At 38.2% G+C, this 26,229-nt stretch carries 28 protein-coding genes; 14 read left to right on the plus strand and 14 right to left on the minus strand.

All coding sequences use genetic code 11. From position 1 onward, the window contains the following. The 3 genes from ES711_RS00630 to ES711_RS00640 form a co-directional block, all read right to left on the minus strand. Entirely contained in the window at positions 1–1,404 is a 1,404-nt protein-coding gene (locus ES711_RS00630) for an anthranilate synthase component I family protein (RefSeq protein ID WP_146888478.1), read from the minus strand. A gap of 255 nt (positions 1,405–1,659) precedes the next feature. Beyond that, positions 1,660–2,214 carry a YceI family protein gene (locus tag ES711_RS00635; protein WP_146888481.1) on the minus strand — a complete coding sequence of 185 codons (555 nt, stop codon included), beginning with the start codon at positions 2,212–2,214 and terminating at the stop codon, positions 1,660–1,662. Between the two features lie 106 nt (positions 2,215–2,320). Beyond that, positions 2,321–2,776, minus strand: a complete 456-nt coding sequence (locus ES711_RS00640; protein WP_146888484.1) for a MarR family winged helix-turn-helix transcriptional regulator — start codon at positions 2,774–2,776, stop codon at positions 2,321–2,323. A gap of 113 nt (positions 2,777–2,889) precedes the next feature. On the opposite strand from ES711_RS00640, the gene ES711_RS00645 reads away from it, so the two are divergent. The 5 genes from ES711_RS00645 (at position 2,890) to ES711_RS00665 (ending at position 5,994) form a co-directional block, all read left to right on the plus strand. Beyond that, positions 2,890–3,417, plus strand: a complete 528-nt coding sequence (locus ES711_RS00645; protein ID WP_146888486.1) for a TlpA family protein disulfide reductase — start codon at positions 2,890–2,892, stop codon at positions 3,415–3,417. Between the two features lie 70 nt (positions 3,418–3,487). Then, complete coding sequence (locus tag ES711_RS00650; RefSeq protein WP_146888489.1) at positions 3,488–4,093, plus strand: thioredoxin family protein; 606 nt, start codon at positions 3,488–3,490, stop codon at positions 4,091–4,093. Positions 4,094–4,230: 137 nt separating this feature from the next. Beyond that, positions 4,231–4,542 carry a rhodanese-like domain-containing protein gene (locus tag ES711_RS00655; protein ID WP_146888492.1) on the plus strand — a complete coding sequence of 104 codons (312 nt, stop codon included), beginning with the start codon at positions 4,231–4,233 and terminating at the stop codon, positions 4,540–4,542. 41 nt (positions 4,543–4,583) lie between these two features. Then, positions 4,584–4,982, plus strand: a complete 399-nt coding sequence (locus ES711_RS00660) for a rhodanese-like domain-containing protein (RefSeq protein WP_146888495.1) — start codon at positions 4,584–4,586, stop codon at positions 4,980–4,982. A gap of 178 nt (positions 4,983–5,160) precedes the next feature. Further along, entirely contained in the window at positions 5,161–5,994 is an 834-nt protein-coding gene (locus ES711_RS00665) for a universal stress protein (protein ID WP_146888498.1), read from the plus strand. Positions 5,995–6,032: 38 nt separating this feature from the next. Here the strand turns inward: ES711_RS00665 and ES711_RS00670 are convergent, their stop codons facing one another. The 10 genes from ES711_RS00670 to ES711_RS00715 form a co-directional block, all read right to left on the minus strand. Further along, the gene (locus ES711_RS00670) at positions 6,033–6,446 is read right to left on the minus strand and encodes a hypothetical protein (RefSeq protein ID WP_146888501.1); all 414 of its coding nucleotides are present in this window, start codon (positions 6,444–6,446) and stop codon (positions 6,033–6,035) included. Between the two features lie 11 nt (positions 6,447–6,457). Beyond that, a complete protein-coding gene (locus tag ES711_RS00675; protein WP_146888504.1) occupies positions 6,458–7,831 on the minus strand; it encodes an MBL fold metallo-hydrolase RNA specificity domain-containing protein in 1,374 nt (457 codons plus the stop codon). A 4-nt stretch (positions 7,832–7,835) separates the two neighbouring features. Next, positions 7,836–8,672, minus strand: a complete 837-nt coding sequence (locus ES711_RS00680) for an ATP cone domain-containing protein (RefSeq protein ID WP_146888507.1) — start codon at positions 8,670–8,672, stop codon at positions 7,836–7,838. 91 nt (positions 8,673–8,763) lie between these two features. Beyond that, positions 8,764–9,618, minus strand: a complete 855-nt coding sequence (locus ES711_RS00685; RefSeq protein ID WP_146888510.1) for a universal stress protein — start codon at positions 9,616–9,618, stop codon at positions 8,764–8,766. Between the two features lie 47 nt (positions 9,619–9,665). Next, positions 9,666–10,505: a universal stress protein gene (locus tag ES711_RS00690; protein WP_146888513.1), complete on the minus strand. Its 840-nt coding sequence runs from the start codon at positions 10,503–10,505 to the stop codon at positions 9,666–9,668. A 6-nt stretch (positions 10,506–10,511) separates the two neighbouring features. Then, the gene (locus ES711_RS00695) at positions 10,512–11,366 is read right to left on the minus strand and encodes a universal stress protein (protein WP_146888515.1); all 855 of its coding nucleotides are present in this window, start codon (positions 11,364–11,366) and stop codon (positions 10,512–10,514) included. Positions 11,367–11,384: 18 nt separating this feature from the next. Beyond that, positions 11,385–12,236: a universal stress protein gene (locus ES711_RS00700; protein ID WP_146888518.1), complete on the minus strand. Its 852-nt coding sequence runs from the start codon at positions 12,234–12,236 to the stop codon at positions 11,385–11,387. 98 nt (positions 12,237–12,334) lie between these two features. Then, entirely contained in the window at positions 12,335–13,171 is an 837-nt protein-coding gene (locus ES711_RS00705) for a universal stress protein (RefSeq protein ID WP_146888521.1), read from the minus strand. 81 nt (positions 13,172–13,252) lie between these two features. Continuing rightward, entirely contained in the window at positions 13,253–14,302 is a 1,050-nt protein-coding gene (locus ES711_RS00710; RefSeq protein ID WP_146888524.1) for a response regulator, read from the minus strand. A gap of 3 nt (positions 14,303–14,305) precedes the next feature. Further along, complete coding sequence (locus ES711_RS00715; RefSeq protein ID WP_146888527.1) at positions 14,306–15,547, minus strand: PAS domain-containing sensor histidine kinase; 1,242 nt, start codon at positions 15,545–15,547, stop codon at positions 14,306–14,308. Positions 15,548–16,072: 525 nt separating this feature from the next. Here ES711_RS00715 and ES711_RS00720 point away from each other — a divergent pair. Continuing rightward, positions 16,073–16,870 carry a patatin-like phospholipase family protein gene (locus tag ES711_RS00720; RefSeq protein WP_146888530.1) on the plus strand — a complete coding sequence of 266 codons (798 nt, stop codon included), beginning with the start codon at positions 16,073–16,075 and terminating at the stop codon, positions 16,868–16,870. 168 nt (positions 16,871–17,038) lie between these two features. Further along, positions 17,039–17,683 (plus strand): carbohydrate-binding family 9-like protein, encoded by a 645-nt coding sequence (locus ES711_RS00725; protein WP_146888533.1) that lies wholly within the window; start codon positions 17,039–17,041, stop codon positions 17,681–17,683. Here the strand turns inward: ES711_RS00725 and ES711_RS00730 are convergent. Continuing rightward, a complete protein-coding gene (locus ES711_RS00730; protein ID WP_246139090.1) occupies positions 17,680–18,717 on the minus strand; it encodes a LacI family DNA-binding transcriptional regulator in 1,038 nt (345 codons plus the stop codon). The two genes, ES711_RS00725 and ES711_RS00730, sit on opposite strands and share 4 nt — an antisense overlap. Positions 18,718–18,911: 194 nt before the next feature. Between ES711_RS00730 and ES711_RS00735 the strand changes: the two genes are divergently transcribed. The 7 genes from ES711_RS00735 to ES711_RS00765 all read left to right on the plus strand — a co-directional run bounded on the left by ES711_RS00735 (position 18,912) and on the right by ES711_RS00765 (position 26,191). Continuing rightward, complete coding sequence (locus tag ES711_RS00735) at positions 18,912–19,823, plus strand: nucleotidyltransferase family protein (protein WP_146888536.1); 912 nt, start codon at positions 18,912–18,914, stop codon at positions 19,821–19,823. Position 19,824: 1 nt separating this feature from the next. Then, positions 19,825–20,889 carry a phosphotransferase enzyme family protein gene (locus ES711_RS00740; RefSeq protein WP_146888539.1) on the plus strand — a complete coding sequence of 355 codons (1,065 nt, stop codon included), beginning with the start codon at positions 19,825–19,827 and terminating at the stop codon, positions 20,887–20,889. 59 nt (positions 20,890–20,948) lie between these two features. Continuing rightward, positions 20,949–22,259, plus strand: a complete 1,311-nt coding sequence (locus ES711_RS00745; RefSeq protein ID WP_146888542.1) for a sugar MFS transporter — start codon at positions 20,949–20,951, stop codon at positions 22,257–22,259. A gap of 22 nt (positions 22,260–22,281) precedes the next feature. Then, positions 22,282–23,280, plus strand: coding sequence for a Gfo/Idh/MocA family protein (locus ES711_RS00750; protein WP_146888545.1), 999 nt, complete (start codon positions 22,282–22,284; stop codon positions 23,278–23,280). 10 nt (positions 23,281–23,290) lie between these two features. Beyond that, on the plus strand, positions 23,291–25,219 hold the full coding sequence (gene nagB / locus ES711_RS00755) for a glucosamine-6-phosphate deaminase (RefSeq protein WP_146889854.1): 1,929 nt from the start codon (positions 23,291–23,293) through the stop codon (positions 25,217–25,219). Between the two features lie 18 nt (positions 25,220–25,237). Next, complete coding sequence (locus ES711_RS00760; RefSeq protein WP_146888548.1) at positions 25,238–25,798, plus strand: LacI family DNA-binding transcriptional regulator; 561 nt, start codon at positions 25,238–25,240, stop codon at positions 25,796–25,798. Between the two features lie 69 nt (positions 25,799–25,867). After that, positions 25,868–26,191 (plus strand): hypothetical protein, encoded by a 324-nt coding sequence (locus ES711_RS00765; RefSeq protein ID WP_146888551.1) that lies wholly within the window; start codon positions 25,868–25,870, stop codon positions 26,189–26,191. Positions 26,192–26,229 lie beyond the last annotated feature (38 nt).

Below are 26,229 nucleotides of genomic sequence, written 5' to 3' on the forward strand. Positions count from 1 at the left end.
TTATATCTCTTTGGCCATATCGATGGCTTTCGTTAAGGCTCCTAGTTTGTTGTACACTTCCTGTAATTCATCCTCAGGGTTCGATTTTGAAACAATTCCGGCACCCGCTTGCCAATGCAGTTGATGGTTTTTGCTCAAAAACGTTCGGATCATTATGGCATGGTTAAAATTGCCCTCAAAATCCATAAACCCGATGGCGCCACCGTAAAAATCGCGACTTGTTTTCTCGTACTTTTCAATGAGTTGCATGGCTTTGTGTTTCGGAGCCCCACTTAAAGTTCCGGCCGGAAAAGTGTCTGCTACCATTTGCATGGTTGTTGTGTCTTTATGTTTTTGCCCTGTCACTTTACTCACAAGATGGATCACGTGAGAAAAAAACTGGACTTCTCTGTAATTTTCAACGGTGACTTGGCTCCCGTGGCGACTTAAATCGTTCCGCGCCAAATCGACCAACATCACATGTTCGGCATTCTCTTTGTCATCTACCGCTAATTGTTTGGCCAACTCTGCATCTTTTTCATCATTCCCTGTTCGTTTAAAGGTGCCAGCAATAGGGTGGATTTCTGCTTTATCTTTATTGATGACCAATTGCGCTTCTGGCGAACTTCCAAAAATCTTAAAATCGCCGTAATCAAAATAGAAGAGGTAAGGGGATGGGTTGATGCTTCTTAGGGCGCGGTATACATTAAATTCATCACCTTTAAATTGTTGCGAGAATTTTTTAGAGAGTACCAATTGAAAGACATCACCTCTAGCACAATGTTTTTTGGCAAGCACCACATTCTCTTTATACTCATCATCTGTCAGATTAGAAGTCGTGGCTCCATCAGTAGAAAAATTAAACGCCGCAAAGTTCTTCGATTTGATTAGCTGTAATATTTCATCAATATTATTATCAGTGTCATAACAATGTGCAAATACATACGCCTCATTTTTGAAATGATTGATGGCGATGATATTTTGATACACGGCATAATAAATATCAGGAATATTTTGATGGCCTTCTTTTTTTGTGATTTCTACATCTTCAAAATAACGGACCGCATCATAAGCAATATAGCCAAACACCCCATTGTTGATGAATTTAAATTGGTCTTCAGTATGGGTTTTAAATCGTTTGGTAAACTTATGGATTACGTTAGCCACATCAGTCTCTGCAGTAATGGATTGGGTCAATTGACTCTTGTCTGGAAAGGTTTCCGTAATCACTTCATCCTGAACTTTTATTGAGGCTATGGGATTGCAACAGATATAGGAGAAACTATTATCGTTGGCGTGATAGTCACTACTTTCCAAGAGCATACTGTTGGGGAATTTGTCCCTAATTTTTAGATAGATGCTTACCGGTGTAATGGTGTCGGCAAGTATTTTTTTATGATGTGTGTATAGACTAAAGGTCTTCATAAGTTTATTTGAGTATTAAAAATGAAAAAGGCTTGTCGTGAATGACAAGCCTTTTTTATATTAAATTTAAATATACAATAGCGTTACCTCACGAATGTTGTTTCGAAAAGTTCCACCACCAAGTATGATTTAAAATTGTGTACATAATTATTATTTTGTCAAATATAGAAATGAAAATTTTAGTTTCAAACAATTTGGCAACAAAATATAAAAAAATCCTGCCGAAACAGGATTCATTTTAATTATAAGTTAAACTTAAAACTTCAACTTTACGTTCAAATCGAAATCATCATAGATTGCTTTATCTGCTAATCCTTCAAAGAAACTAGTTGATCTAAATTTGATATCATATTTTGTTCTGTCCACTTTCAACTGAGCAGAAGCTGTATTGTTATCCGTTACCGTCATGTCAAAGGTATTAGGAAAACTGATTCCTTTGATGGTTAAATCGCCAGTAACTTTGTATTTGCCATTTTTGCCTTCAACCTTAGTGATGACAAATTTTGAAGTGTTGTGTTTGGCGATACTGAAAAAGTCGTCAGATTTTAAGTGACCTTCAAGTTTTTCTTTAGATTCACCTTCAAGATCCTCAACCGTTAAAGTAGTCATGTCCATAATGAATGACCCACCAATCAACTGGTCGTTATCATTAAATTTTAGGCTGCCTTCTTTAAGTGTAATCTTACCATCGTGTTGACCTGTCACTTTTTTGCCAACCCATGTAATGTCACCATTGATGACGTCGACGTTTTTTACTGTCGTAAAAGAAAATGCGGCGAAAGCCATTACTAAAATTAGTGTACTCTTCATAATGTTTAATTTTTATTGTTAAAGTTTATAGTGGTTATTAATAATTCTGTTTGTAACATTTAAATGCTTTCAATTGATCACCATGCATTTATTGGGCCCAATACGATTACTTTCTAAGTTTGGTCAATAAGGTGTTTAAGGTGTTCAGTTCTTCTGTTGTCAAAATCTCAGTGAGTTCGGTTTCTGTCGAAAGCACTTTAGGGTCGATAATGTTTAGGGCTTCTAAACCTTGTTTAGTGATGAAAATTTCAACTTTACGTCGGTTATCTTCACAAATAAAACGTTCTACAAAACCTTTTATAATCAGTTTATCCACCAATCGCGTGGTGTTACTCATTTTGCTCACCATCCGGTCTTGAATATCCTGAAGGTTCGTAGGCTTCCCATGTTGTCCTCTTAAGATTCTAAGTACATTAAACTGTTCTATAGAAATATCAAAAGGTTTCAAGACATTAGAGATGGCATCCTTAAAATTGACGCTGGTCAAAGAAACGTTTAAAACCGTTTTTTTTGCCAGTGTAATTTCTGATTTCGTTTTAATGATGTCTTCTAACTCTTTCATGTACAACAATTGTATGTACAAATGTAAAGTATTTTGTAAAACTGACAAGCTTCAAGTATATAATTTTTTGTTAAATTTAAATTTGCTGATCAACGGATGTATATTTTTATAGCATGAGAATAATTGGTATAGTATTGGTCATTTTACTGGCGTCATGTAAGCATGATGCGAGTCAGCAAGAGCAACAGGATGTGGAAGTTTCTAAAGAAATTATCGCATTGCCAACGCTAGAAGTTTATGATTATGAAGGTTTAAAACCATTGCTGAAAACGAGATCGGATAGTACGTATATTGTGAATTTTTGGGCGACTTGGTGTGCACCCTGTATTAAAGAATTGCCTTATTTTGAAGCCATCAATAAAAACTATAAGGACAGAAATGTTAGTGTTACTTTAGTGAGTCTAGATTTTCCTAAGAAATACGAATCCCATTTAAAGCCGTATATTAGAGATAATGAGATCAAATCGAGAGTAGTGGTCTTAAACGATTCCGACTCTAATACTTGGATTCCTGCCATCGACCCCGATTGGTCGGGAGCCATCCCAGCGACACTCATTTATAATAAAAGCAAACGCGCTTTTTACGAGCAACCCTTTACCTATGAAGAATTGGAAACGGAGCTTCAAAAGTTTTTAAATTAAAGCTAAGCGGTACTCCCTTCAATAATGGAACGTTTATTGAAGTGTAGGGCATACATACAATATACATCTTATGAAAAAAATAAAAGGAATTATCGCCATTGCGGCCGTAGTGCTGCTCTCAAGCTTTGCCACCGTAAATACTGGTTATAAAATAGGTGACATTGCTTCTGATTTTAGTCTAAAAAATGTGGATGGCAACATGGTGTCCTTGTCCAACTATAGTAATGCAAAAGGTTTTATCGTCATTTTTACATCTAACACCTGCCCGTATTCGGTGGCCTATGAGGATCGTATTCTTGCTCTAGACAAAACATACGCCAGTAAAGGATACCCAGTAATTGCCATTATGCCCAATAATCCAACCTTGCAAACTGGGGATACTATGGAAGCCATGCAAAGGCGTGCTCAGCAAAAAGGATTTACTTTTCCTTACGTCATGGATGAGGGGCAAAAAACAGCCTCCCAATATGGTGCCACCAAAACGCCACAGGTATATGTGTTACAGAAAACCACTAACGGGAATCAGGTAAAATACATTGGCGCCATTGATGAGAACTATCAGGATGCAAGCGCAGTGCAGCACAAATATGTCGAGAACGCTGTCGAATCGCTCCTGGCGGGCCAACCTATTAAAGAAACGCAAACTCGAGCTATTGGTTGTTCTATAAAATATTAGATATTCAATTGGTGGAAGCAGAATTGAGGAAGGAAGTTCATCAACCGTTAAATAATTTGTCCGAAGCGTAACGCTTCGGATTTTTTTGTCTTTATCCTAAAGAAACGTTAATTTTGCATCAAGCAAAACGAATACTTATGGCAGATTTAACACAAGAAGATTGGGCCTCGCAATTAGAGCAGGACGATAATGCAGTAATTTTGGATGTACGCACAGCGGAAGAAGTGAGTGAAGGATATATTCCTGGTGCTATCAACTTAGACATCCATCAAGGGCAGGAATTTGTAGATGCACTTAAAGAATTGGATGCGGATAAAAACTACTACGTTTACTGCAGATCTGGCGGTAGGAGTAGTCAAGCCTGTTCTATAATGAACCAACTCGGCATCGATAAAGCCTATAATTTAATGGGTGGATTCAGTAATTGGAAAGGTGAATCAACACAATAAAACTCGATTTTTTTCTTTATAAGGAAACTAAACTATACCCTATGAAAAGCCTTTTACTAATATTTTTTGTGGTTACGGCTTCGTTTTTGACGAGTTGCAAAAATGATCTTGAAGGCGAAATAAAACTTGTTACCCCTGAGGAAATGCAAGATTTAATGGAATTGGAAGATGTGCAATTGGTTGACGTAAGAACGGAACAAGAACGTGTTGATGGATTTATTAAAAATTCTCAAAACATCGATTTCAATTCGCCTACTTTTGAAAAAGATATTGAAAAATTGGATAAAACCAAACCAGTTATTTTATATTGCCAATCTGGCGGGCGCAGTAAAAAGTGCGCTGAAAAGTTGAAAGATGCTGGCTTCGTAATGATTTACGATCTGAAAGGCGGCATTACCCAGTGGCGATTTAAGGATTATTTTATTGAAATGCCCAATTAATATGATAAGGTTGTTGGTTAAATAAGTACGCTTACTTTAACGGCACACCACATCACAAAAACCTTGTATGATGATTTATCAAACGAGGTTTTTTTGGTTATAAGTGCTTAGCTGTCTGATTTATATCATATGATGAGGCTGCTGATTTTATTACATTTATAAAATTAAAACGCCTGTCATGAAAAATATTCTGTTATTAACTGATTTTTCCGATCCTTCCAAAAACGCTATAGCCTATGCGTTACAGCTGTTTTCTAACACAGAATGCACCTTTCATGTCCTTTGTGTCCAAGATTCATCCGCCTACATAACGGATGACGTTGTATCTCAAGCGACCACAAGTTTGTACGATTCGCTTGTTAATAAAAACCGACTAAAACTAATTGATTATGTCGCCGAGTTGGAATCGGAATTTGATACTAAAAGCATCAGTTTTAAAGTTATTGTAGATTATGATTCCCTGATTGATGCGGTCCAGCAGAATGTCACTTCTAATGATATCGAGCTGATTGTAATGGGTACTAGCGGTGCTACAGGCGCCAAGGAGGTGATATTTGGAAGTAACACATTACAAATAGTGCGAAACATTCAGTGCAACACATTAATCGTTCCTAAGGATTATGAGTACCAACACCCCAAAGCACTTTTATTGGCTTTAAATCCGCCAGATTTACTGTCTGGAAGAACTGCCACCGATTTTTTTCAATTCTTGCAAGCTCATACACTGAAATTGCATGTATTGCGATTTACTGAGGATACTGAACGACAGGATGTCCATGATCAAGATACGGATGTACTGAATACACAGATGCATAGTACGTCTTATCAATACCATCAAATTGCGCAGGTGCCTATGGTGTATGCTGTTGGGACTTATTTGCAAACCCACGCCATTGATATGATAGGACTGTTTGCTCATCGTGAAACATTTTTAGAACGTTTATTTTTGGGGTCCGCCACCACTGAGATGTGCAAACACGCTGAATTTCCCCTGCTTATTTTTCACACTTAAACTAAGGTTTAAAGTGAAACTAGGCTTTTTGTACACTTTTAGCGAATGAGCCCTTTGGTGTATTCCATCATATCCGATTTTAATTCTGAGGTGTTATTTAAGAACGTCACCAACTCCAATTCGGTATCATGATATTGCTTGAGAAAATAATTATCACAAGATAATTCGTCGCATTCTACTTTAAGTTGGACTTCCTTATACTGTTTTTCAACTGCAGTAGTTAGGCTCGCGGTCTGTTTCTCATGCGCATCTATACGCTTTTTAAACAATTCAATGTCTTCAAAGAGATTAGGTGTTTTAGGGTCAAAAATATTGGAGCCTAACAGGTGTCTAAAAAAGTCCAATTCTTCCATTAATAGCACCAGGCGGGAGTTGTAAAAGGCTAAATTGAATTGAAGTTCTTCAGTGTTTTTATCGGAATAAGCGTATTTGTGTATTTCAAATTTTTTCATGGCTATCGTTTTTAAACGGTAAATGTTTCTACATCATAAAGTTTCGGAATAGTCACATTCCAATTAAAGACATCCTTAATTTTTACTCGTAAAGCGTCAGATGCGGAAGGTTCACCATGGATAAGATAAACTTTTTCGGGAATATTCACAATCTTACGCATCCAATTTAATAATTCCTCCTGATCAGCATGGGCAGATAGACTTTGCAAATGCTTAACGCTCGCTTTTACCGGATAATACTTGCCACCAAATTTAATTTCGTGGGCGCCGTCAAATAACTGTCGGCCACGCGTGCCTTCCGCCTGATATCCCACCAATAATACAGTCGTCGACTTCTTATCAATGAGCTGTTGTAAATAAGTTAGGACTCTCCCGCCAGTAACCATGCCGCTTCCGGCAATAATGATTTTAGAGCGTTTATCATCAATTGTTCCCAAGGTTTCTTTATAAGATTCAATGATGTTGGCGTGGTTATACATGGCATTGTATTCAGAATCCGTTAGCTTGTGCCAATTTGGAAACTTTGCAAAAACATCCAATACGTTATTTCCCATGGGGCTATCTACAAAAACAGGAATGTTGGGGATTTTGTTCTTTTGATATAATTTATAAAGGATAAACATGAGCACCTGAAGGCGTTCTACGGCAAAACTTGGGATGATGAGGTTACCTTTTTTAAGCAAGGTTTCCAAAATAATATCAGTTAGCAATTGCTCAACATCTTCTTCAGGATGAAGTTTATTGCCGTAGGTGCTTTCTATAAATAAATAATCAGCCCATTCAGGGCGTTTAGGGTTTTCCAATAGATAATCGTCACTTCTACCAATGTCACCAGAAAAGACAAAGCGCTTAGCGTTTATGTCCAACTCTATAAACGTCGCCCCTAAAATATGTCCGTTATACTGAAACCGATAGGAGATATGTTCTGATAAATTGATCCACAGATCTTCCTTTTCGGATTGAAAAAGCAAAATTGTTCGTTCCGCCTCTTCCAAAGTATAAAATGGGAGCGCAGGAGTATGCTTTGTAAATTTCTCATCATTAGCTCTACCGGCATCTTCCTCATGAATCTTTGCGCTGTCTCTTAAGATAATCTCTGCGATAGCCAAGGTTGGTGCTGTTCCGATTATTTTCCCTTTAAAGCCTTCTTTTAATAAGCGTGGCAGATAGCCCACATGGTCTAAATGACCGTGGGTAATTAGGACAACATCAATACTTGATACGTCAATAGGTAGGGGCGTCCAATTGAGTTTGCGCAATTCCTTTAGTCCTTGAAACATTCCACAATCGATCAAAATATTTTTTTCAGAGGTTTCAATAAAAAATTTTGAACCAGTGACAACGCTCGAGGCGCCCAAAAAAGTAACTTTTACATGTGGATCCATAGGTTTATAGTTTACAGAGGAGTTTGATTTCCTTCTTTATATTCGATTGACGAGTTTCAGAAATACCCAGATGATCCAGGAAGAATACATCGTCTATCAGATCTCTACAGAGGACGACATCTCTACTCAGTAAAAATTGTTTTTCCCGATTGCTCAGTAAAGTGGAGGCGGTTATAGGGTATAAACCCAACCGGTCTATGCGGTCTTTTAAACCATCATGGTGAGGGTAATCCCAGCTTAGGAGATAAAGACCACTACAGTTACCATATTGCAAAGCATCTTTAGTAAATCGTGTATTGGTCACCACCCAACCCATATCTAAAGTGGTGTCATGGGGTTTAGATTCCCAGTGCCTCTTGACATCCGCAAATCGGGAGGCGATATACAAGGGAACTTTAACATTACAATTCCTGCCTTCTTCACTATGAAATTTACACTCTATTAGTGTTGAAGTGCCATTTTTTGTAGCGACCACATCAATTTCATGGGGTACGCAAAACCCTTTAATAATTTCACTGACACGGGTATCATAACCAGAATACTTTAGGATTTCACTTATAAAACGTTCAAAAGGATATCCCGTAGGTCCCAGCTCATAAATTGCTTTTTTAAGTTTGTATTTTGAAGCAAGGTAACTCGCTCTCTTTTTCAATAGGGCGTAGGCCCGGTTATAAATCTCTTTGGTTGAGATGCCATTGTATAATTCGTCTTGTACTTTTTCAATAATGTCGTTAATGGTAGCGTCATCTGCTCCTGATTTTTTTAAAGAATTCTGGAGTTTACGCATTGAGAATTTAACCTTTTCGCCCGAGGATTTCGTAATTTCATAATTGGTATTCATAGCTTGCATTGCATTACTATTGATTACTAAATTGATAATCGGGGAAGGCTAAACCCTCTTAGTCTATTCATCCTCTAGCGGCATTTAAACACTAATGTCTCGCGTCATGCATCACCAAAATAGGGACGCGAGAATCGTAGGCAATCCCTTTAACCAATGGTTGGTTGATGATGCTGGCAAAGAACGAATGTTTCTTATTGATGAAGGCCACCATGTCACTTTCCCTACTTTCTACAAAACAATTAATGGCTGCAGGAACCGAGATATTTCTTAAAAAATGAAACGAATAGTTGACGTCATATAAATAGTCTTTCAATTGTTTTTTCTTGGCCAATTGCTGTGTATTCAGTGCGTCTTCCTCTAAAATATGCAAGACTTTTATGGAGGCATCACACCGTTTTGCAATGTCAATTATGTATTTTAAGTTAGTGCCTTTAAAGTGTGATTTGTAGCTTGTAGGAAAAACAATTTCTTTGGGAAGATCTAGTTTTGCTAACTGGGGCACTACCAGAACAGGGCAGGTTCTAACCTTTTCCATAACACTTAAGGCAGTACTGCCGTAAATTTTGCTGCGGGAATTTGTTTCGCCTCGCGTCCCCATAACAATTAGCTCAATGTCTTTTTCTTCTACCACCTTAGTAATGGCGTCTAAAGGATGGCTGCAGATGGAAATGGTCTGGAAACTGTGTTTTGGGTTTCCTTTTTCTCCAAATACATACGTGCTCATGACCTTGTCCAATCCGCTTTTGGATTCCGCTTTTGAAGTTTTGTAAAATGCATTGCCGGGCTCCATATTCATGAGGCTTTCAATGTTGTTGGAGTCGATAAAAAACACATTTAGAAGGTAGAAAATGCAAAGCTCATCTTTATAAAGTTCAATAGCATAGTCAATAGCTTGTTTGGCATTGAGCGAAAAGTCTGTGGGTAACAATATTCTACGTTTCATGAGTTTTTTTTTGAGGGTTAATCTATTGGTGATGGTGGCTAAATAGTTTAGTTATCAACATGAATAATTAAGAATGGAATGATGGGTTGGTACCCGATATTTTTAATTATAGGCTCTTTGGTCATATTCTCTATAATGCTGTGTTTGTAATTGAACATGGCTAAAACGTCAACATGGAGTTCTTTTATAAAATCGTTGATAATTTCAGCTTTGGTAGAGTAGGCGGGCATCCAATGGAAACTGTGTTTTTGATCTTTAAAAACATCTTTTAAAATGTCGACGTTTTTTTGTTGTTTGTCACTTAGGGATTTTTCAACATTAATGTGTAAAATGTTGATATGGGCATCATGAAGTGCGGCAAAATCCTCCAAAACCTTCAGCATGGCAAGATCGTACGGACGGTTAAAATCTGTCGGAAATGCAATATGTTTAGGCGCCTTAAATGAGTTGTTATCAGGCACGACCATTACAGGACAGCTTTTTATACTTTGTATGGTTTTTACGGTATTGCTTCCAAAGAAAAACTTGTCTACGCCGGTAGCCCCTTTGGTGCCCATAATAACCATGTCAATATGATATTTTTCAATGCTATTCTTGATGGCATATAACAATTCGTCACCACTAATAATTATGTTAAAAGTGTGTCCCGGATTGCTGTAATCCTTATCTGCTCTGGTTTTTAAAGCAGCTAAATCACGCTGAGATGCTTCTTTAAGGGACGCGATAAAATGACTGGTAATAAACGTTCTTGACTGTGCATTCGAAAAATAATAAGAGTTCAGAAAATAAAAGGTGCATTCTTCCTTAGCGTATAATTTTGTAGCATAGTCTAAAGCGGTCCATGCGTTTTCTGAAAAATCAGTAGGTATTAAAATAGACTTTTTCATAGTGTTTTAGTTTGGATTGTTAATTTCAGACGGGACTACCAAAAAAGGTATGGTTAAATGAAACCCTATTTGGTTGACGGTCGATTTAAAAAATATATTCTCAAAAAATGATTTTTTATTGTTGATCATGACCAACAGGTCAATGGCAAAGTGTTCCTGAACATTAAGAATGGCCTGCATCACATCGTTGCCTTGAACTTCATGAATTTGATACGTTGCCGGTAACAATAAGTGCTCTAAGCGTGCTTTATTATTGAATTGTGCCTCAGTGCATACGGTAGTTAGTACGTGTAGCACGTGTATAGTGGCCTCCTGCTTTTGGGCAAGAGTCAGTAGTGCTGTAAATGGATTTATTTGGTACGAAATTCCATAATCAGTAGGGAATAAAATGGCGCTCGGTTTTTTATATGCAAATCCTTCAGGGATTGCCAGTACCGGACATTTCACATTTTTAAAGACGTGCACAGTATTCGATCCAAAAAGTACTTCTTTTGCGCCCGTGGCTCCTTTTGTGCCCATCACAATCATATGAATGGTATGCGTTTCCATAAATCCGGTTATTCCGGAGATGAGGTTGTCAAACCTAGCCATCTCCTGGATATCGTGTTTGGGATTATGTCCAAACTTTTCAAAAATACGCGCTCTCAAACCCTTTAATTGTTGTTGCGCACTGTTTCTGATGGTGTCCTCCAAACCAAATTGCGCAGGATAGCCCAGCACATATTCTACATGATAAATTACCGGCGTATAGGTGTTCAGGAGATAAAATGTACACACCTCGTCATGAAACAATTCCATGGCATAAACAATGGCATTCCATGAATTTTCCGAGAAATCAGTGGGTAGGAGTATGTTTTTCATTGGTTGTATTTTAAAGTGTTAGGCGTCTCTCTTTATGTTTTGCATGGCAAAAAATGGCACGTTGAGTTTTAAGCTCAATTGATCCACACGAGAAGGGTATAAGAACGATTCTAAAAATGATTCTCTGGTATTCACCATCACCAGCATATCGATAGGATGGTTTGCCACATACGCTTCAATAGCCGTTACCACATCTTTGCTGTCTATCGTTTTAAAATTAACCTCATTTTTACAGAGCGCTTCCTTCATAAAACGTTGGTTGTCTTCTTGTCTAATGGATAGTTTTGAGCTTTTAGAAATATAAACCACATCAACCACTGAACGGTATGGAGCTATCATGTCGCAAAATAATTTAAGCTCTCTCCTTTTGTAAGGGATGAGGTAGTTGGTAGGGAAGAGCACGTGTTTGGGTTGTGAGTAGGTCTGATTCTCGGGTATTGCCAATACAGGACATTTCACATATTTTAAAACTTGCAAGGTCTGGCTTCCAAAAGTGATTTTTTTGTCGTTGCTTTTTCCTTTTGTTCCCATCACAATAAGGTCGATGTTTTTCTCATCTACAATTTTATCAGATTCATCAATAAGAATATTATTGGAAGACACCGTGATATACGTGTGCTGCGGATTTGGAGAAATGTCATTGATCTCTTTTAAAATAAGCTCCAGTTGTTCCGCTGATCTCTGTGCAACCTGGGTAGTCACGTCGTGCAAATTGTCTCGCGTGACATCTATAGTCTCCTGATAGATCGCGTCTTGGTAAGCATGCATGAGGTAGAAATTGCACTTTTCATATTTAAAAAGTTCGAGTGCATAGCTCACAGCATTCATGGCATTTTCTGAAAAATCTGTCGGTATTAGTATATTTCTCATGGTTTCCTAAGTGTTTATTTTATAAATTTAGAAAGTAAACGAGACAAAACCTATGATAAATATCAGATCCTTAGGGTGAAAGGAGAAGATGGAGATTTTTAATGCAATACAAGAAATGGAACATCAGTGTGGTAACTTATTTTTTCAATTTTGGAATGGAATAAGATGTGTTGAAAATAGTTTAGGTTTTTGGCCACCATGGTAATCATGTCAATATTTCGGCTTTCTACAAAGCATTGTACGGCATCTGCAACTTTGGTGTTGGTCAGAAAATGAAAGCTATGGTCCAAGTTACTGAAATAATCTTCTAGAAGTTCTTTGTTTTTAATTTGATCGCTGTTGAGAGACGTATCTTTTTTGCTGATGTTCAAAATCCGGATGGCCGCATCGTGTTTTTCGATAATGTTCACTGCTGGCTCAAGGATGTTGATGTTATAAAGCATCGAAAAATCAGTAGGAAAGGCCACTTCCTTTAATTCAGTGTATTTGGCGTTTTCAGGAACCACTAAGGAGTTGCAATGTACTTTGGTAATCACATCCCCCGTATTGCTTCCAATAATCAATTTTTTGAGTCCCGAAGCCCCTTTAGTGCCCATGATAATCATATGTATTTTTTTCTCGCTGACCTGCTGTCTGATGGCGTCCACCAAGAAATTATGATCCGTTACCGTGTAGAATTTGTGTTTTTTGTTGGTGGTTAGCGTTGAAATTTGATGTACTAAATCCCGTAACCTTGCTTTTGCAGTTTGGGTATACACATCCGTCACTGGTACGCTAGAGACCAGGTAAGGTGAATCGCAGAGAGCTATATCACTCGGTTTTATGACGTGCAGTAAATAAAAATTGCATGCCGATTCTTCAAACAGATGCAAAGCATACGTCATCGCATTCAATGCGTTATCTGAAAAATCTGTGGGCAATAATATATTTTTCATTTGTTAAATCTTCATGAACAAATGTAAATGCCATTAAGGCCTTAAAAAATGATAAAAATCATATCTAATTTTGGGAGCGTATTAACTTATACTTTTAAGTTTCTCAATATCAATGATTCTGATATTCCGACCTTCAATTTCCAAGATGCCTTCCTTTCTGAAAGATGACATGGTTCTAATCAGTGTTTCCGTAGCAATACCGGCCACACTTGCCAAATCATTACGTGAAATGCGGATGGCTTCATCTGGTCTTTTGTTGAGCTTTTCGGCGAATTTAAGAATGGTTGTAGCTGTTTTTTTATGGACGGAACTATAGGCCATTTGCAGGAGTTGATCCTTAGTGCCTTTTAAATCTTCGGTCAACAAGTTGATCAATTCCATAGTCACCTGATGATTGGTGTTCAGAATTCCCTTTAATACATTATTGGAAACGCCTACCAATTCTGTAGGCTGTATGGCTGTGGCAGTTTCTTGATAAGGGGTGTTTTCAGTAAATGAGGTGTAGCCAAATAAATCATCTTCTTTGTGCAAAGCCGTGGTTAATTCCTTGCCTTGTTCATCTAATTTATGACATTTTACCAAGCCTTTTAAAATGAGGTAAATGGTGTTGGCATGATCTCCTTCTACATAAATATGTTGCCCTTCCGCAAATTTTACAATCGCTCCGTTGTCATCGAAAAAGTTTTTGAGGTCGTTCAGCGTTCGCAGTTCTCCATGGTTTTCAGAAACTGGTTCAACTTTTTCCTGAATTTCCTTGAGAATAGAAATTTTAGCCAACCTACTTTCTATAGCGCTGATCAATTCTTCTTCACTAAACGGTTTCGTGATGTAATCATCAGCCCCCAAGTTCATGCCTCGTCTCACATCTTGTCGTTCGGTTTTTGCGGAGAGGTAAATAAAAGGGATGTATTTTGTGCTTTCGTCGTTAGAAAGGGCTTCCAAAACCGCATAACCGTCCATTTCTGGCATCATGATATCGCAGACGATCAAATCAGGAAGATGTTTTTTTGCCAATTGCATCCCTATTTTTCCATTGGGTGCGGTCATGACCTGATAATCTGAAAGTTCTAATAACTCTGCAGTATTCTCTCTTAAAACGGTGTCATCCTCAATCAATAATAATCTTCTCATGTGTTATGCTTTGTTTGGTAATGTAATTTTAAAAACACTCCCTTCGTGTTCTTCACTTGTAAATGAAATAGTTCCTCCTAAATTCTCAAGATGTCCTTTTACAATATTCAATCCGATGCCCGTACCCTGAATATTCAATACATTTTCCGCTCTAAAATACCGATTAAAAATATTTTTCTGTTCCACTTCCGGAATTCCAATGCCGTTATCCTTGATTCTGAACACGGTATTATGTTCGTTTTGCGAAATTTTTATATCAATATTGGTGTGTTCTGGTGAGTATTTAATCGCATTATGGACAATATTGGACAAGGATAATTCTAAAATCTTTTCGTCCTGATGTAAAGACATATCATCAATATTATCCGGATAATTAATATTCTGTCCGTCCTTTAAAAGCATGTTTGCATTATATATGACTTCATTAAGCACTTTGCTCAATTTAAAAGTCTTAAACGTATAGTTCACTTTACCGGTTTCCAAGCGTTCTACGGATAAAAAATCATTTAGAATGTTGTTGAGGTAGTGCACTTTACTGGTAATGGTCTTCAGATGCTTGTCTCGCTTTTCCTGATCTTCTGTTAATTTATATTTCCCTAATAAAACGGTAGAGGTCAGGATGCCACTTAAAGGCGTCTTGAATTCGTGAGACACCAACGAAAGAAATTTCGTTTTAAGTTCATTCAGTTCTATTTCCCGTTTCAGAGCGATTTTAGTTTTTTCTTCCGCTTTAATCCGACGCTTATTCTCATTGTCTAATTCTACATTGGCAAATTTGAGTTCTTCTACAATATTATGTAATGATTGGGTCCGATCTTCAACTTTTTTCTCCAGTTGATTGTTAAGTTCTATAATTTGATGTTCCTGTCTTTTTCTATCGCTGATATCGATAATGAGCGCCATGACAAACGTTTTGCCGTTTATTTCAAACGGATTTAAACCTGCTTCAACCGGAAAAATGGAACCATCCTTTCTTTTGCCGTAAATATCGCGGCCTTTGCCCATTTGTCGTCGTTCATGCTTGGCCATAAACCGATTAAAATGTCCACCGTGGTTTGCATGGTAGTTTTTAGGAATTAAGGTGTTTAAAGGCTGTCCTACAAGACCTTCCCGGGTGTATCCAAAAATTTGTTCGGCAGAGGTATTGACTTCCATAATGGTTTGAGTTTCATCAACGATGATGACACCTTCTGAAACGGCTCCTAAGAGAATTTTAAATACTTTTCTTTGATCTTCTTTAAACATGGACTTGGGGCAAAAAAATAGAAGGGATAAAAATACGAAATTTTGACCTTATTAACCATGATTAGACACTGTTTCGGTAAGGCGTCTTCTAAACATTAGAGCATAAAATTCATAATCAGTGCGCTATCAGACCTATTTAAATTTTTTAGATAAAATTCTTAGGAATTTATAAAGGCAATGATCCCGTGGCAAATTCTGATTTGGGTAATTATTAAAATATGCATCATTTAGTATGTTTTGAAGTTAGCGTATCCCTTCTATGGAAACTTTTGTGGTTAAATGAGCGATGTCATTTGCTGCTCATGCAGATATCGCTAGTTTTATGTCAGAATTTTAACCATTAAAAATACCGTTGACAATAATTGAGCTACATTTAGTTTCAATTGTTTTAATTTTGATCGAGATGCTATGATTTTATAACTCAATTCTGCGCTGTTCTGCGGTTTCTTATCTGAACACTACTTTAGTTCCTTTATGTTCAATTGCGGATGAGCAGGTCAATTATGTTAACTTTAAACGTAAACTATGCAAAAAAATGACCTAAAAATCGGTTTGGTGCTATCTGGCGGCGGGATGCGCGGTGCTGCCCATATAGGGGTTATTAAAGCTTTGGAAGAACATCATATTTATCCTACCCATATCTCGGGGTCGAGTGCCGGCGCGATTGTAGGGGCGCTTTATGCCTCCGGTCTTTCTTGTGATGCTATGCTTACCTTCTTTAAGCAAGTCCAACTGTTGGGATTTACAAAATATGCCATTAATAAACCCGGATTTATTGATGCGGAGAAGTTTTACGATGAATTTAAAGTCTATCTTAAAGAAGATGACTTTTCATTTTTGAATAAAAAACTGTACATCACCGGTACTAATATATTGACCGGGAAGTTAAAGATTTTCGAAAAAGGAGAACTGATCAAACCTGTTTTGGCTTCTGCTGCCTTCCCTGGCTTGTTTGCGCCCGTAAAAATTAAAACTTCTTATTATACAGATGGTGGCGCCTTAAATAACTTTCCAATTGAACCTTTAAAGGGCAAATGTGACCGTCTTATTGGGGTTTACGTAGATGGTGTGGATGTGGTAACAATGAAAGCCTTAAAACATTCGCACAACGTAGTGGAGCGGGTTTTTAAAATAAAGGCTGTTTTAGAGAACCAGCATAAATTTAAGGACTGCGACCTGATGATTTCTCCGGAGAAACTGGATGTCTTTGGAACGTTCGATAGGAAAAACATCGATCAAATTTTTGAAATTGGGTACAAAGCAGCCACAACGGCTCTACAAGGTGTTGATCTCGATAGTTTTAGAGCAAGAGCTAAATCTTAAATCAAATCACGTCTAGTCATTAAGGGCGTTTTTAATTATTGGGGAAATCGCTTTTCTCAACTAAAAATTTCGAATCCTAAGATTTTTAGTTTTGTAGAATGCTGAGAAAAGTTTATTTTTCGCTCTAAACACCGCTATTTTTAGAAGTAGGGGAGCTTAGCATTACGTATGAAAACCTATAAAGTCAATAAGATTGATGTCAACCATATGACTATCAACGGAAGAGTAGATCATCCCTTATGGGAAAATGCCGTAGTGTTGAATGATTTCTCTTCACCGTGGCATTTTGAATCGGTAGAAGATATCGAGTTTCGGGCGCTCTATGATGAAGACACCTTGTTCGTTTCATTTAAAGTTAGCGACTCACATTTGCATATAGACAGTACGGACGATTCCAAAAAAAGTGTGGATAATTCAGATAGGGTAGAGTTGTTTTTAAGATCAGACAAACATCTTGATCCTTACTACTGTTTGGAAATTGATCCGTTAGCGCGCGTGCAAGATTTTACGGCGCGTCCTAATCGGCAATTCGATTTTTCTTGGAATTGGCCCAAAGAGGCCATCGAAATTAAATCGCACTTTACAGAGACCCATTTCTTTGTGGAGTTGGCATTGCGTATGACAACACTACAAGAATTTAATTTGATCCAAAAAGACGGTACAATCGAAGCGGGGATTTTTCGGGCAAAATACAATCAACAACAAAATGGCGAATTCGAACCTACTTGGATCACTTGGGTTGATCCTCAAACTGAAACGCCAGAATTCCATACAGCATCGTCTTTTGGGAAATTGAAATTGGAGAACTATTAAGGTCTTAAAAATGGGGTTACATTTTCTGAATTGATAATGTCTATAGGAAGTAGAAATTTTTCAGGGATCTGTTTGTCAAAAACCAAATGCTCAATAAGATATTTTAAGCCTAAATAGGCCTGCTGCCTGGGATTTTGGTGAATTAAGAAGTCGATTGTCCCGTTGTTAAGGTAATTGACGTTGTCAGACAGTAAATCGTAGCCGACTAATTTAATCTGCGTTTTGTTTTCAGATTCTAAAAGGCGCGCCACATGAAATGCCTTAGAGTTGGTAACAAATATTCCTTCTAATTGGGGATGATCATTAAGAAAGTCGCGCAGTTTATCTTCCGTTTCAACATACTTCACTTTACAGGTTAAAATCGTATTATCAAAACCTTTTAAATCGTCATAATAACTTTTAAAACCTTTTTCTTTTTCCTGCATGTGCACGGCATTCTTGTATTTTTCATCAATATGGATGATGGCCATATCGCCTGTACTGCTTATACTATGAAGTAATTTGGCCGCTATTCTGCCGCTCTGGTAAAGATCCTGACCAATAAAACTTGCGGTTGAAGAGGTGATTTGGTTATTAAACGTCCCTACTTTTATGTTTAAGGATTGGTAGTGCTGTAACACACTGGTCGCTTCCTTGTAAAACAAAGGCACCATTAATATGACGTCTGGTTCTGATTGTAACAGCGCTTCATTGTGGTCTAAAAAATCCGCAGTATCTGTGGGGTCATAAAGAAAAGTGTTGATTCGCACATCAAAGGCACTAAACTCAGCCAAAGCACTGTTTATGCCGTCCATACACACTGCCCAGTAGGGGTCTAAGCTCGGATCAGGAATGAGCACCCCAATCGTAAAGACTTTGTTGTTCTTCAGGTTACGGGCAATCAAATTGGGCTGGTAATTAATCTCCGTGAGTAAGGCTCTTACCTTTTGCTCTACGTCTTTTGCCACATTCCCTCTATTGTGTATCACACGGTCTACGGTCCCTTTGGAAACTCCTGCCAATTGGGCAATATCTTTAATGGTATATTTTTTCATGATCGACATTTGTTTCGCATGCAATAGATGTTTATATTCGCATAACTGTGTTCGAGCACAATTTATGAAAAATCCTTGGTTATTTCAAATTCAAACCTTAGGTTTGTGTTTAAGAAACAATTTTATTGATCAGAATTTCAAGGTTTCTGAGTTGAGGCTCAACCAATTATTCCAAGACTTATAAAAATAAATACATGGTAGAAACAAACAAACCGACATTGGTCATTTTGGCTGCAGGAATGGGGAGTCGGTACGGTGGTTTAAAACAAATAGATGTATTCACTCCAGAGGGTGACACCATCATCGATTTTTCAATATTTGATGCCCTTCAAGCTGGGTTTGGCAAATTTGTCTTTATCATCAGAAAAAGTTTTGAAAAAGAATTTAGAGCAAAAATTGATCATAAATTAGAAGGAAAAGCTGAAGTGGCTTATGTGTATCAAGAATTTGATAGTGTACCTAAAAAATATATCGATCCGGAAAGGACGAAACCTTGGGGTACGGGACATGCCTTACTCATGGCCAAAGATGTGGTAAACGAGAATTTCGCCATTATCAATGCCGATGATTTTTACGGACGGGAAGCCTTTATGGTGATGGCAAAATCATTGTCAGAAAAAGATAAAACGTCTTACGATTTTAATATGATGGCCTATCTGCTTAAAAACACGGTTTCAGACCATGGCCATGTGGCGCGTGGCGAATGTGAAGTGGATGCTAATGGCTATTTAAAGGACGTTACCGAGCGTACCCATATTGAGAAAATTGATGGGCAACTCATGCGAAAGGATGCCAACGGCAAGTTTATTCCTATTGATGGTGACACGATTGTCTCTATGAATTTTTGGGGATTTACCCCTAAATGTTTTGAATTTGGAGGCGAGTTGTTTGATGCATTTTTAAAAGTCAACAAGAACAATCCAAAAGCCGAATTTTTTATTCCGTATGTGGTCAATGAAATTTTAAGGTCAGACATTGCTAGTGTAGAAGTCCTTAAATCGGATGCGCAATGGTTTGGAGTGACTTATAAAGAAGATAAAGAAATTGTAGAAGCTGCCATAGGGAAACTTAAGGCGCAAGGCGTATACCCAACAAAATTATGGTAAGATGATGACAGAGCGATTACAATTTATTTTTGGACAGTTTGAGCACGATGGAGAATTTGAATCTTACAAAGAATTGGCTTCTGGTCATATCAATGATACCTATTTGATAAAAACCAAAACTAAACCTTTCTACGTTTTACAGTGCATCAACCACGGTGTGTTTAAGGACGTGCCTGGGTTGATTGAAAATAAAATGCTGATCAGCAACCACATCAAAGAAAAATTGAGTCACTTGTCGCCTAAAAAGCAAAACAGACGTATTCTCAGGTTTTATACTACAAAAACTGGCGATTCCTATTACAGAGGTGAAGAAGGGAATTATTGGAATCTCATGCATTTTATTGATAAAAGCATCACGCACATATCGGTGCCTAGTGAGGAAATAGCGTATGAGGGTGGCCGATTGCTAGGTCAATTTTTAACCTTGACCAGCGATTTTGATGCTTCCCAACTTATTGAAGTGATTCCAAAATTTCACGACATGTCGTTTAGATATTGGGAATTTGAAGAAGCCAAAAGATTAGCGTCTCCAGAGCGTCTTGCATTGGCAAAACCTTATATAGATCTCGTAGAACAGGCTAAAGAAGAAATGCACATTCTACAAAATCTGAAAGAATCTGGCGACATTAAAGTGCGGGTTACCCATAACGATACAAAAATATCAAATGTGCTTTTTAACAAGCATGATAAAGGCTTATGTCTGATTGATACAGATACGGTGATGCCCGGTATTGTGCATTATGATTTTGGGGATGCCATCCGCACCATTTGCAACACTGCCGCTGAAGACGAAAAGAATCTAGATTTAGTAGAATTTAACTTGACCTATTACAATGCATTTAAAGAAGGATTTCTAAAGAAAATGGAAGCTTCCTTATCTCCAATAGAATTAAAATATCTGCCATTAGGTGCTAAAACGATGATTTTTATTATCGGTTTGCGTTTTCTGACCGATTATCTTAATGGCGACGTGTATTTTAAAACCAAATATCCTGAACACAATCTGGATCGCGCCAAAAACCAATTTAAATTATTACAAAGCTTGAGTGAAAAACTAGGTGTTTAAGCCTTTTAAGATTATACAAAACCGATACTAAACATGTCACTAACCAAAATCCTGTAATTATGAGTACGACCACTAAAAACAATATTGTCCCAATCGTTATTATTGGAGGACTCTTTGCCATTTTCGGTTTTGTAACATGGATCAATGGAGCGCTAATTCCCTTCATGAAAACCATTAATGAGCTTACGGAAGCCCAATCATATTTGGTGGCTACGGCGTCTTATATATCATTTGTGGTCATGGCATTGCCTGCATCTTACATCATCAATAAAGTAGGCTATAAAAATGGAATTTCATTGGGCTTGGCTATCATGGCAGTAGGCGCTTTGGTCTTTATACCGGCTGCTGATGCTCGCACCTATTGGTTGTTTTTAGTGGCAATTTTTATTCAAGGTATTGGGATGACCATCTGTCAAACTGCGGCAAATCCGTACATCACCATATTGGGACCTATTGAAAGTGGTGCTAAACGTATGGCAATGATGGGTATCGCTAATAAAGTGGCAGGAGCCTTGGGTTCAGTTATTTTTGGAGCGCTACTGTTATCAGGAATTGATGAGGTTAACGAAAAATTGGGAAGTGTTTCAGCTGATGAGAAATCGGTGTTGCTAGACGCGATGGCAGACAGTGTGCACACACCATATATTGTGATGGCGGTTGTACTATTCATTTTTGCCTTCTTAATTAGAAAGGCCAACTTGCCAAATGTGGAAGCGACTGTTGAAGATGAAGTTGCCACTGGAGGTGCTACATCAAAAAGTATATTTCAATACCCGCAATTGTGGTTGGGAGTCATTGCCTTATTTGTATATGTAGGGGCGGAAGTTATTGCTGGTGATACCATTATTGCCTACGGAATATCCCTAGGAATCCCTGCTACCGAGGCTAAATTTTTTACAACCTATACGCTAATGGCCATGGTGGCTACGTACGCTTTAGGTGTGTTCTTAATTCCAAAATACCTTTCTCAAAAAACAGCGCTCATCGGAAGTGCGGTTTTAGGAATCATATTTAGTTTCCTGATTCTGTCTACCTCAGGATTCACGTCTGTACTATTTGTGGCAGCGTTAGGAATCTCAAACGCTTTAGTTTGGCCGGCAATTTGGCCATTAACTTTAGATGGATTGGGCAAACACACCAAAACAGCATCGGCATTATTGATTATGGCCATATCGGGTGGGGCAATCATTCCACCATTATACGGGCGTATGGTTGATGCCAATAAACATGAATTGATTGCTAGTGGAATTCAGGAGGCAGACGCTTTGTCAACGGCTTCAACCAGTAGTTATTGGATTTTAATTCCGTGTTACATCATCATACTGTTTTTTGCATTGTGGGGTCATAAAATTAAGAGCTGGAGCAAGTAGTTCGAAAGCTTGAATTATAACGATGAAGGAGAAGACAACATATAAATGGGGCATGATTGGATGTGGAAGCGTGACTGAGGTCAAAAGTGCGCCTGCATACCAACAAACTGACGGCTTCGAGCTTTTTGCAGTGATGGGTAGAGACTTATCCAAAGCAAAAGATTATGCTCAGCGGCATCACGTTCCTAATGTTTATGATGATGCGGATACCCTCATCAATCATCCGGAAATCGACGCCGTTTATATTGCAACGCCACCAGATTCGCATGAATATTATGCACTCAAAGTGGCTGCGGCAGGCAAGATATGCTGTATTGAAAAACCTTTGGCACCTACCTATGAAGCCTGTCAAAACATCACGGCGGCTTTTGAAGCTAGAAACTTACCACTATTTGTATCTTATTATAGAAGGTCGTTGCCAAGATTCTTAAAAATAAAGGAATGGCTAGATCAGAACAAAATTGGTACCATTCGTCATCTGCATTGGCAGTTTGAAAAGCCAACCAATGACCTCGATAAATCCCGAGCGTACAATTGGCGTACCGATGCCAGTATAGCGCCAGGCGGCTATTTTGATGATTTAGCCTCACACGGACTGAATTTGTTCACCTTTTTACTGGGGCGAATAGCGCGCGCGGAAGGAATTGCCGAGAACAGACTCGGATTGTACTCCGCAAAAGATAGTATTACCGGAAAATGGGTCCATGAATCTGGAGTCAGCGGATTTGGAAGTTGGGATTTTGGCGCAGAGCAGCGTCAGGATGTCGTGAAAATTTATGGCAACGAAGGGAATATTACCTTCTCGGTATTTGGAGAGCAGCCCATCGTTTTGGAGAATGATGAGGAGCGGATTGAATTAACCATTGAGCATCCCAAACATATCCAAGCGTATCATGTTGAAAACATGAAAGCCCACCTCAACGGTGAAGGTGAGCATCCTTCCAAAGGCGCATCTGCAGCCCATACCTCTTGGGTTATGGAGTGTATTTTACAAAATAAAATTGAAGTCATTAATAATTAATTATATAGCCATGTTAAAAAGCACCATCGATAAAGCAACTGGTTTCGAAAAACGATTTGAAAACATCAATACGAAAGTGTTTGAAGATTCTCAAGCAGCCTCCAGAGCTGTCGCTAAAGAAATAGCGAAACTTATAAAAGTAAAACAGTCTCAAAAACAACCCTGTGTGTTGGGCTTGGCTACGGGCTCTTCTCCAAAAGGTCTATATTCGGAATTGGTGCGTTTGCATCAGGAAGAAGACTTAAGTTTTAAGAATGTGGTGACTTTCAACTTGGATGAATACTATCCCATGCAACCAGACTCGGTGAATAGTTATGTGCGTTTTATGAAAACCTTGCTATTTGATCAGATCGATATTTTACCAGAAAACTGTCATATTCCTGACGGCACCTTGGAAAAAGCGGAGATTGCCGATTACTGTAGCCGTTACGAATCTAAAATTGAATCGTTGGGTGGGATTGACTTACAAATTTTAGGAATTGGAGGCAACGGTCATATTGGTTTTAACGAATCAGGATCCCTACAGAACTCTAAAACCCGATTGGTAGCCTTAGATCATATTACCAGAGTGGCCGCCAGTAAAGATTTTGCAGGATTATCCAACACACCTAAAACGGCTATAACCTTGGGTGTGAAAAAAATTATGGAAGCTAAGCGCGTCATTCTTTTGGCTTGGGGTGAAGCAAAATCAACTATCATTAGAACTTCCGTAGAGGGCCAGGTTACCAACCAGGTGCCAGCGTCCTTTTTACAAGAGCATAACAACGCCACTTTTGTGTTAGATAAAGGTGCCGCATCAAAATTAACCAGAATCAATACGCCATGGTTGGTTGAAAAAGTAACTTGGACCGATAAACTGATCAGAAAGGCAGTAACCGGATTAGCACTTCATCTAAATAAGCCAATCCTTATGCTAACTGAGGCTGATTATATTGAAAATGGAATGAGTGATCTGTTGGCTGATTATGGTAATGGCTACGATATCAACATTAAAATTTTTAACGATTTACAACATACTATTACCGGATGGCCAGGAGGCAAACCTAATGCTGACGATACCAAACGCCCTGAACGTGCGGAACCAGCTAAAAAACGTGTCATTATATTCAGTCCGCACCCAGATGATGACATCATCAGTATGGGCGGGACGTTTAAGAGACTTCACGAGCAAGGTCACGATGTACATGTGGCGTATCAAACTTCAGGTAACATTGCTGTCGCCGATGAAGAAGCCCTGCGATTTGCAAATTTTGTGATTGATTATAACGATAAATTTGGAATCAACAGTGATGCCACTGAGAAAATCTACGGCAAAATGGTGAAGGCGCTTAAAGAGAAAAAAGCGAGTGAAATTGATATTCCTGAAACACGCTACATCAAAGGTTTAATTCGTAAAGGGGAAGCACGAGCCACGAGTCATTTTGTGGGCCTAACTGACAAGAATATCCATTTTATGGAAATGCCATTTTACGAAACCGGAACTATTGATAAAAAACCGTTGGGTGAAGAAGATATTCAACTGACTGTAGATTTAATTGAAAGCATCAAACCTCATCAAATTTATGCCGCTGGAGATTTAGCGGATCCGCACGGTACACACAAGGTGTGTTTAGATGCGGTATTTGAAGCCGTCAGACGATTAAAAGATAAACCTTTTATGAAAGATTGCCGCGTCTGGCTTTACAGAGGTGCATGGCAAGAATGGGGTGTTGACGAGATAGAAATGGCGGTACCAATGAGCCCTGAACAGGTATTGGAGAAACGTCACGGAATATTTAAACATCAATCACAAAAGGATGGTGTGGTTTTTCAAGGATCAGATTCGAGAGAATTCTGGCAACGTGCAGAAGACAGAAATAAAGAAACCGCTGAAACTTATGACCGTTTAGGCTTATCCCACTATGCAGCAATGGAGGCCTTTGTAAGATGGCATTTTTAACTTTAATGAAATTGAATTATGATGGAAGTAACAATGAAAACCTTGTCGAAAATGAGCGGCTATTCCGTTTCTACGGTATCTAAGGCGTTACGTGACAAAAAGGATATCAGTTTAAAAACAAGACGAATAATTAAGGAATTAGCAGAGAGTATTGATTTTGTGCCGAACAATTCGGCCATTGCACTCCGGTCTCAAAAGAGCAATACCATTGCGGTGATTGTGCCACAAATTGATTCAAAAATTTATGGAAGTATGCTAAACAGCATACAACATATCGCTTTTGAACGTGGCTATCGTGTAGTGGTGCAACAGTACTATAATGGAGAAAATGGTGCATTTGATAGTCTGAAAAGCTTAAGAAATGGTGGCATTGATGGCATTATACTTATTGGAGTTTCAAATGAATTGGATGCCATTAAAAAAGACGCTGCAGATCATTTTCTACCAACGGTTGTGAATAAAATTGAAGATACAGGCTTACATACAGACGATTATAAATATTCTGGAAGGAAAAATATTCTGTCGTTGTTGTCAAAAATTGACTCGTATAGCGCCGGAATTAAATTACACATGGTATAAGTTGAATTGAGAAGTAGTGTCTCAGTTTGTCTGAGACCCCATGCTACACTAATGAAAGATGGTATTAAAATGAAACACGATCAAAATTTATGTGACCAACACAGTCACCATTCGGTTTTTCAAATGTCGTTTTCGTGTTCAGAAAAGTACGATCAATTTGTCAACTGGCTGTGCGACGAATTTTATTTCTTTCAACAAGACCATGATCCTGCATTAACTATTTACTTTCCAAATGGAAAATTATGGGAAAAGCGGGTGGTTGGAAACGACAGTACGCTACTTTCAAAATTAACCATTGAAAGCAAGTGTAAAATTTTTGGATCAAAAATTGAAAAAAAACTCTCAGCATTTTTGAATCATATTGAGAGATACCATAAACTCAGCCAAATTTAGAGTGCATTTTGTTAATCCGCAAAGTGGAAAACCCTGTA

The organism is Gelidibacter salicanalis (genome assembly GCF_007997285.1).
Classification (GTDB): domain Bacteria; phylum Bacteroidota; class Bacteroidia; order Flavobacteriales; family Flavobacteriaceae; genus Gelidibacter; species Gelidibacter salicanalis.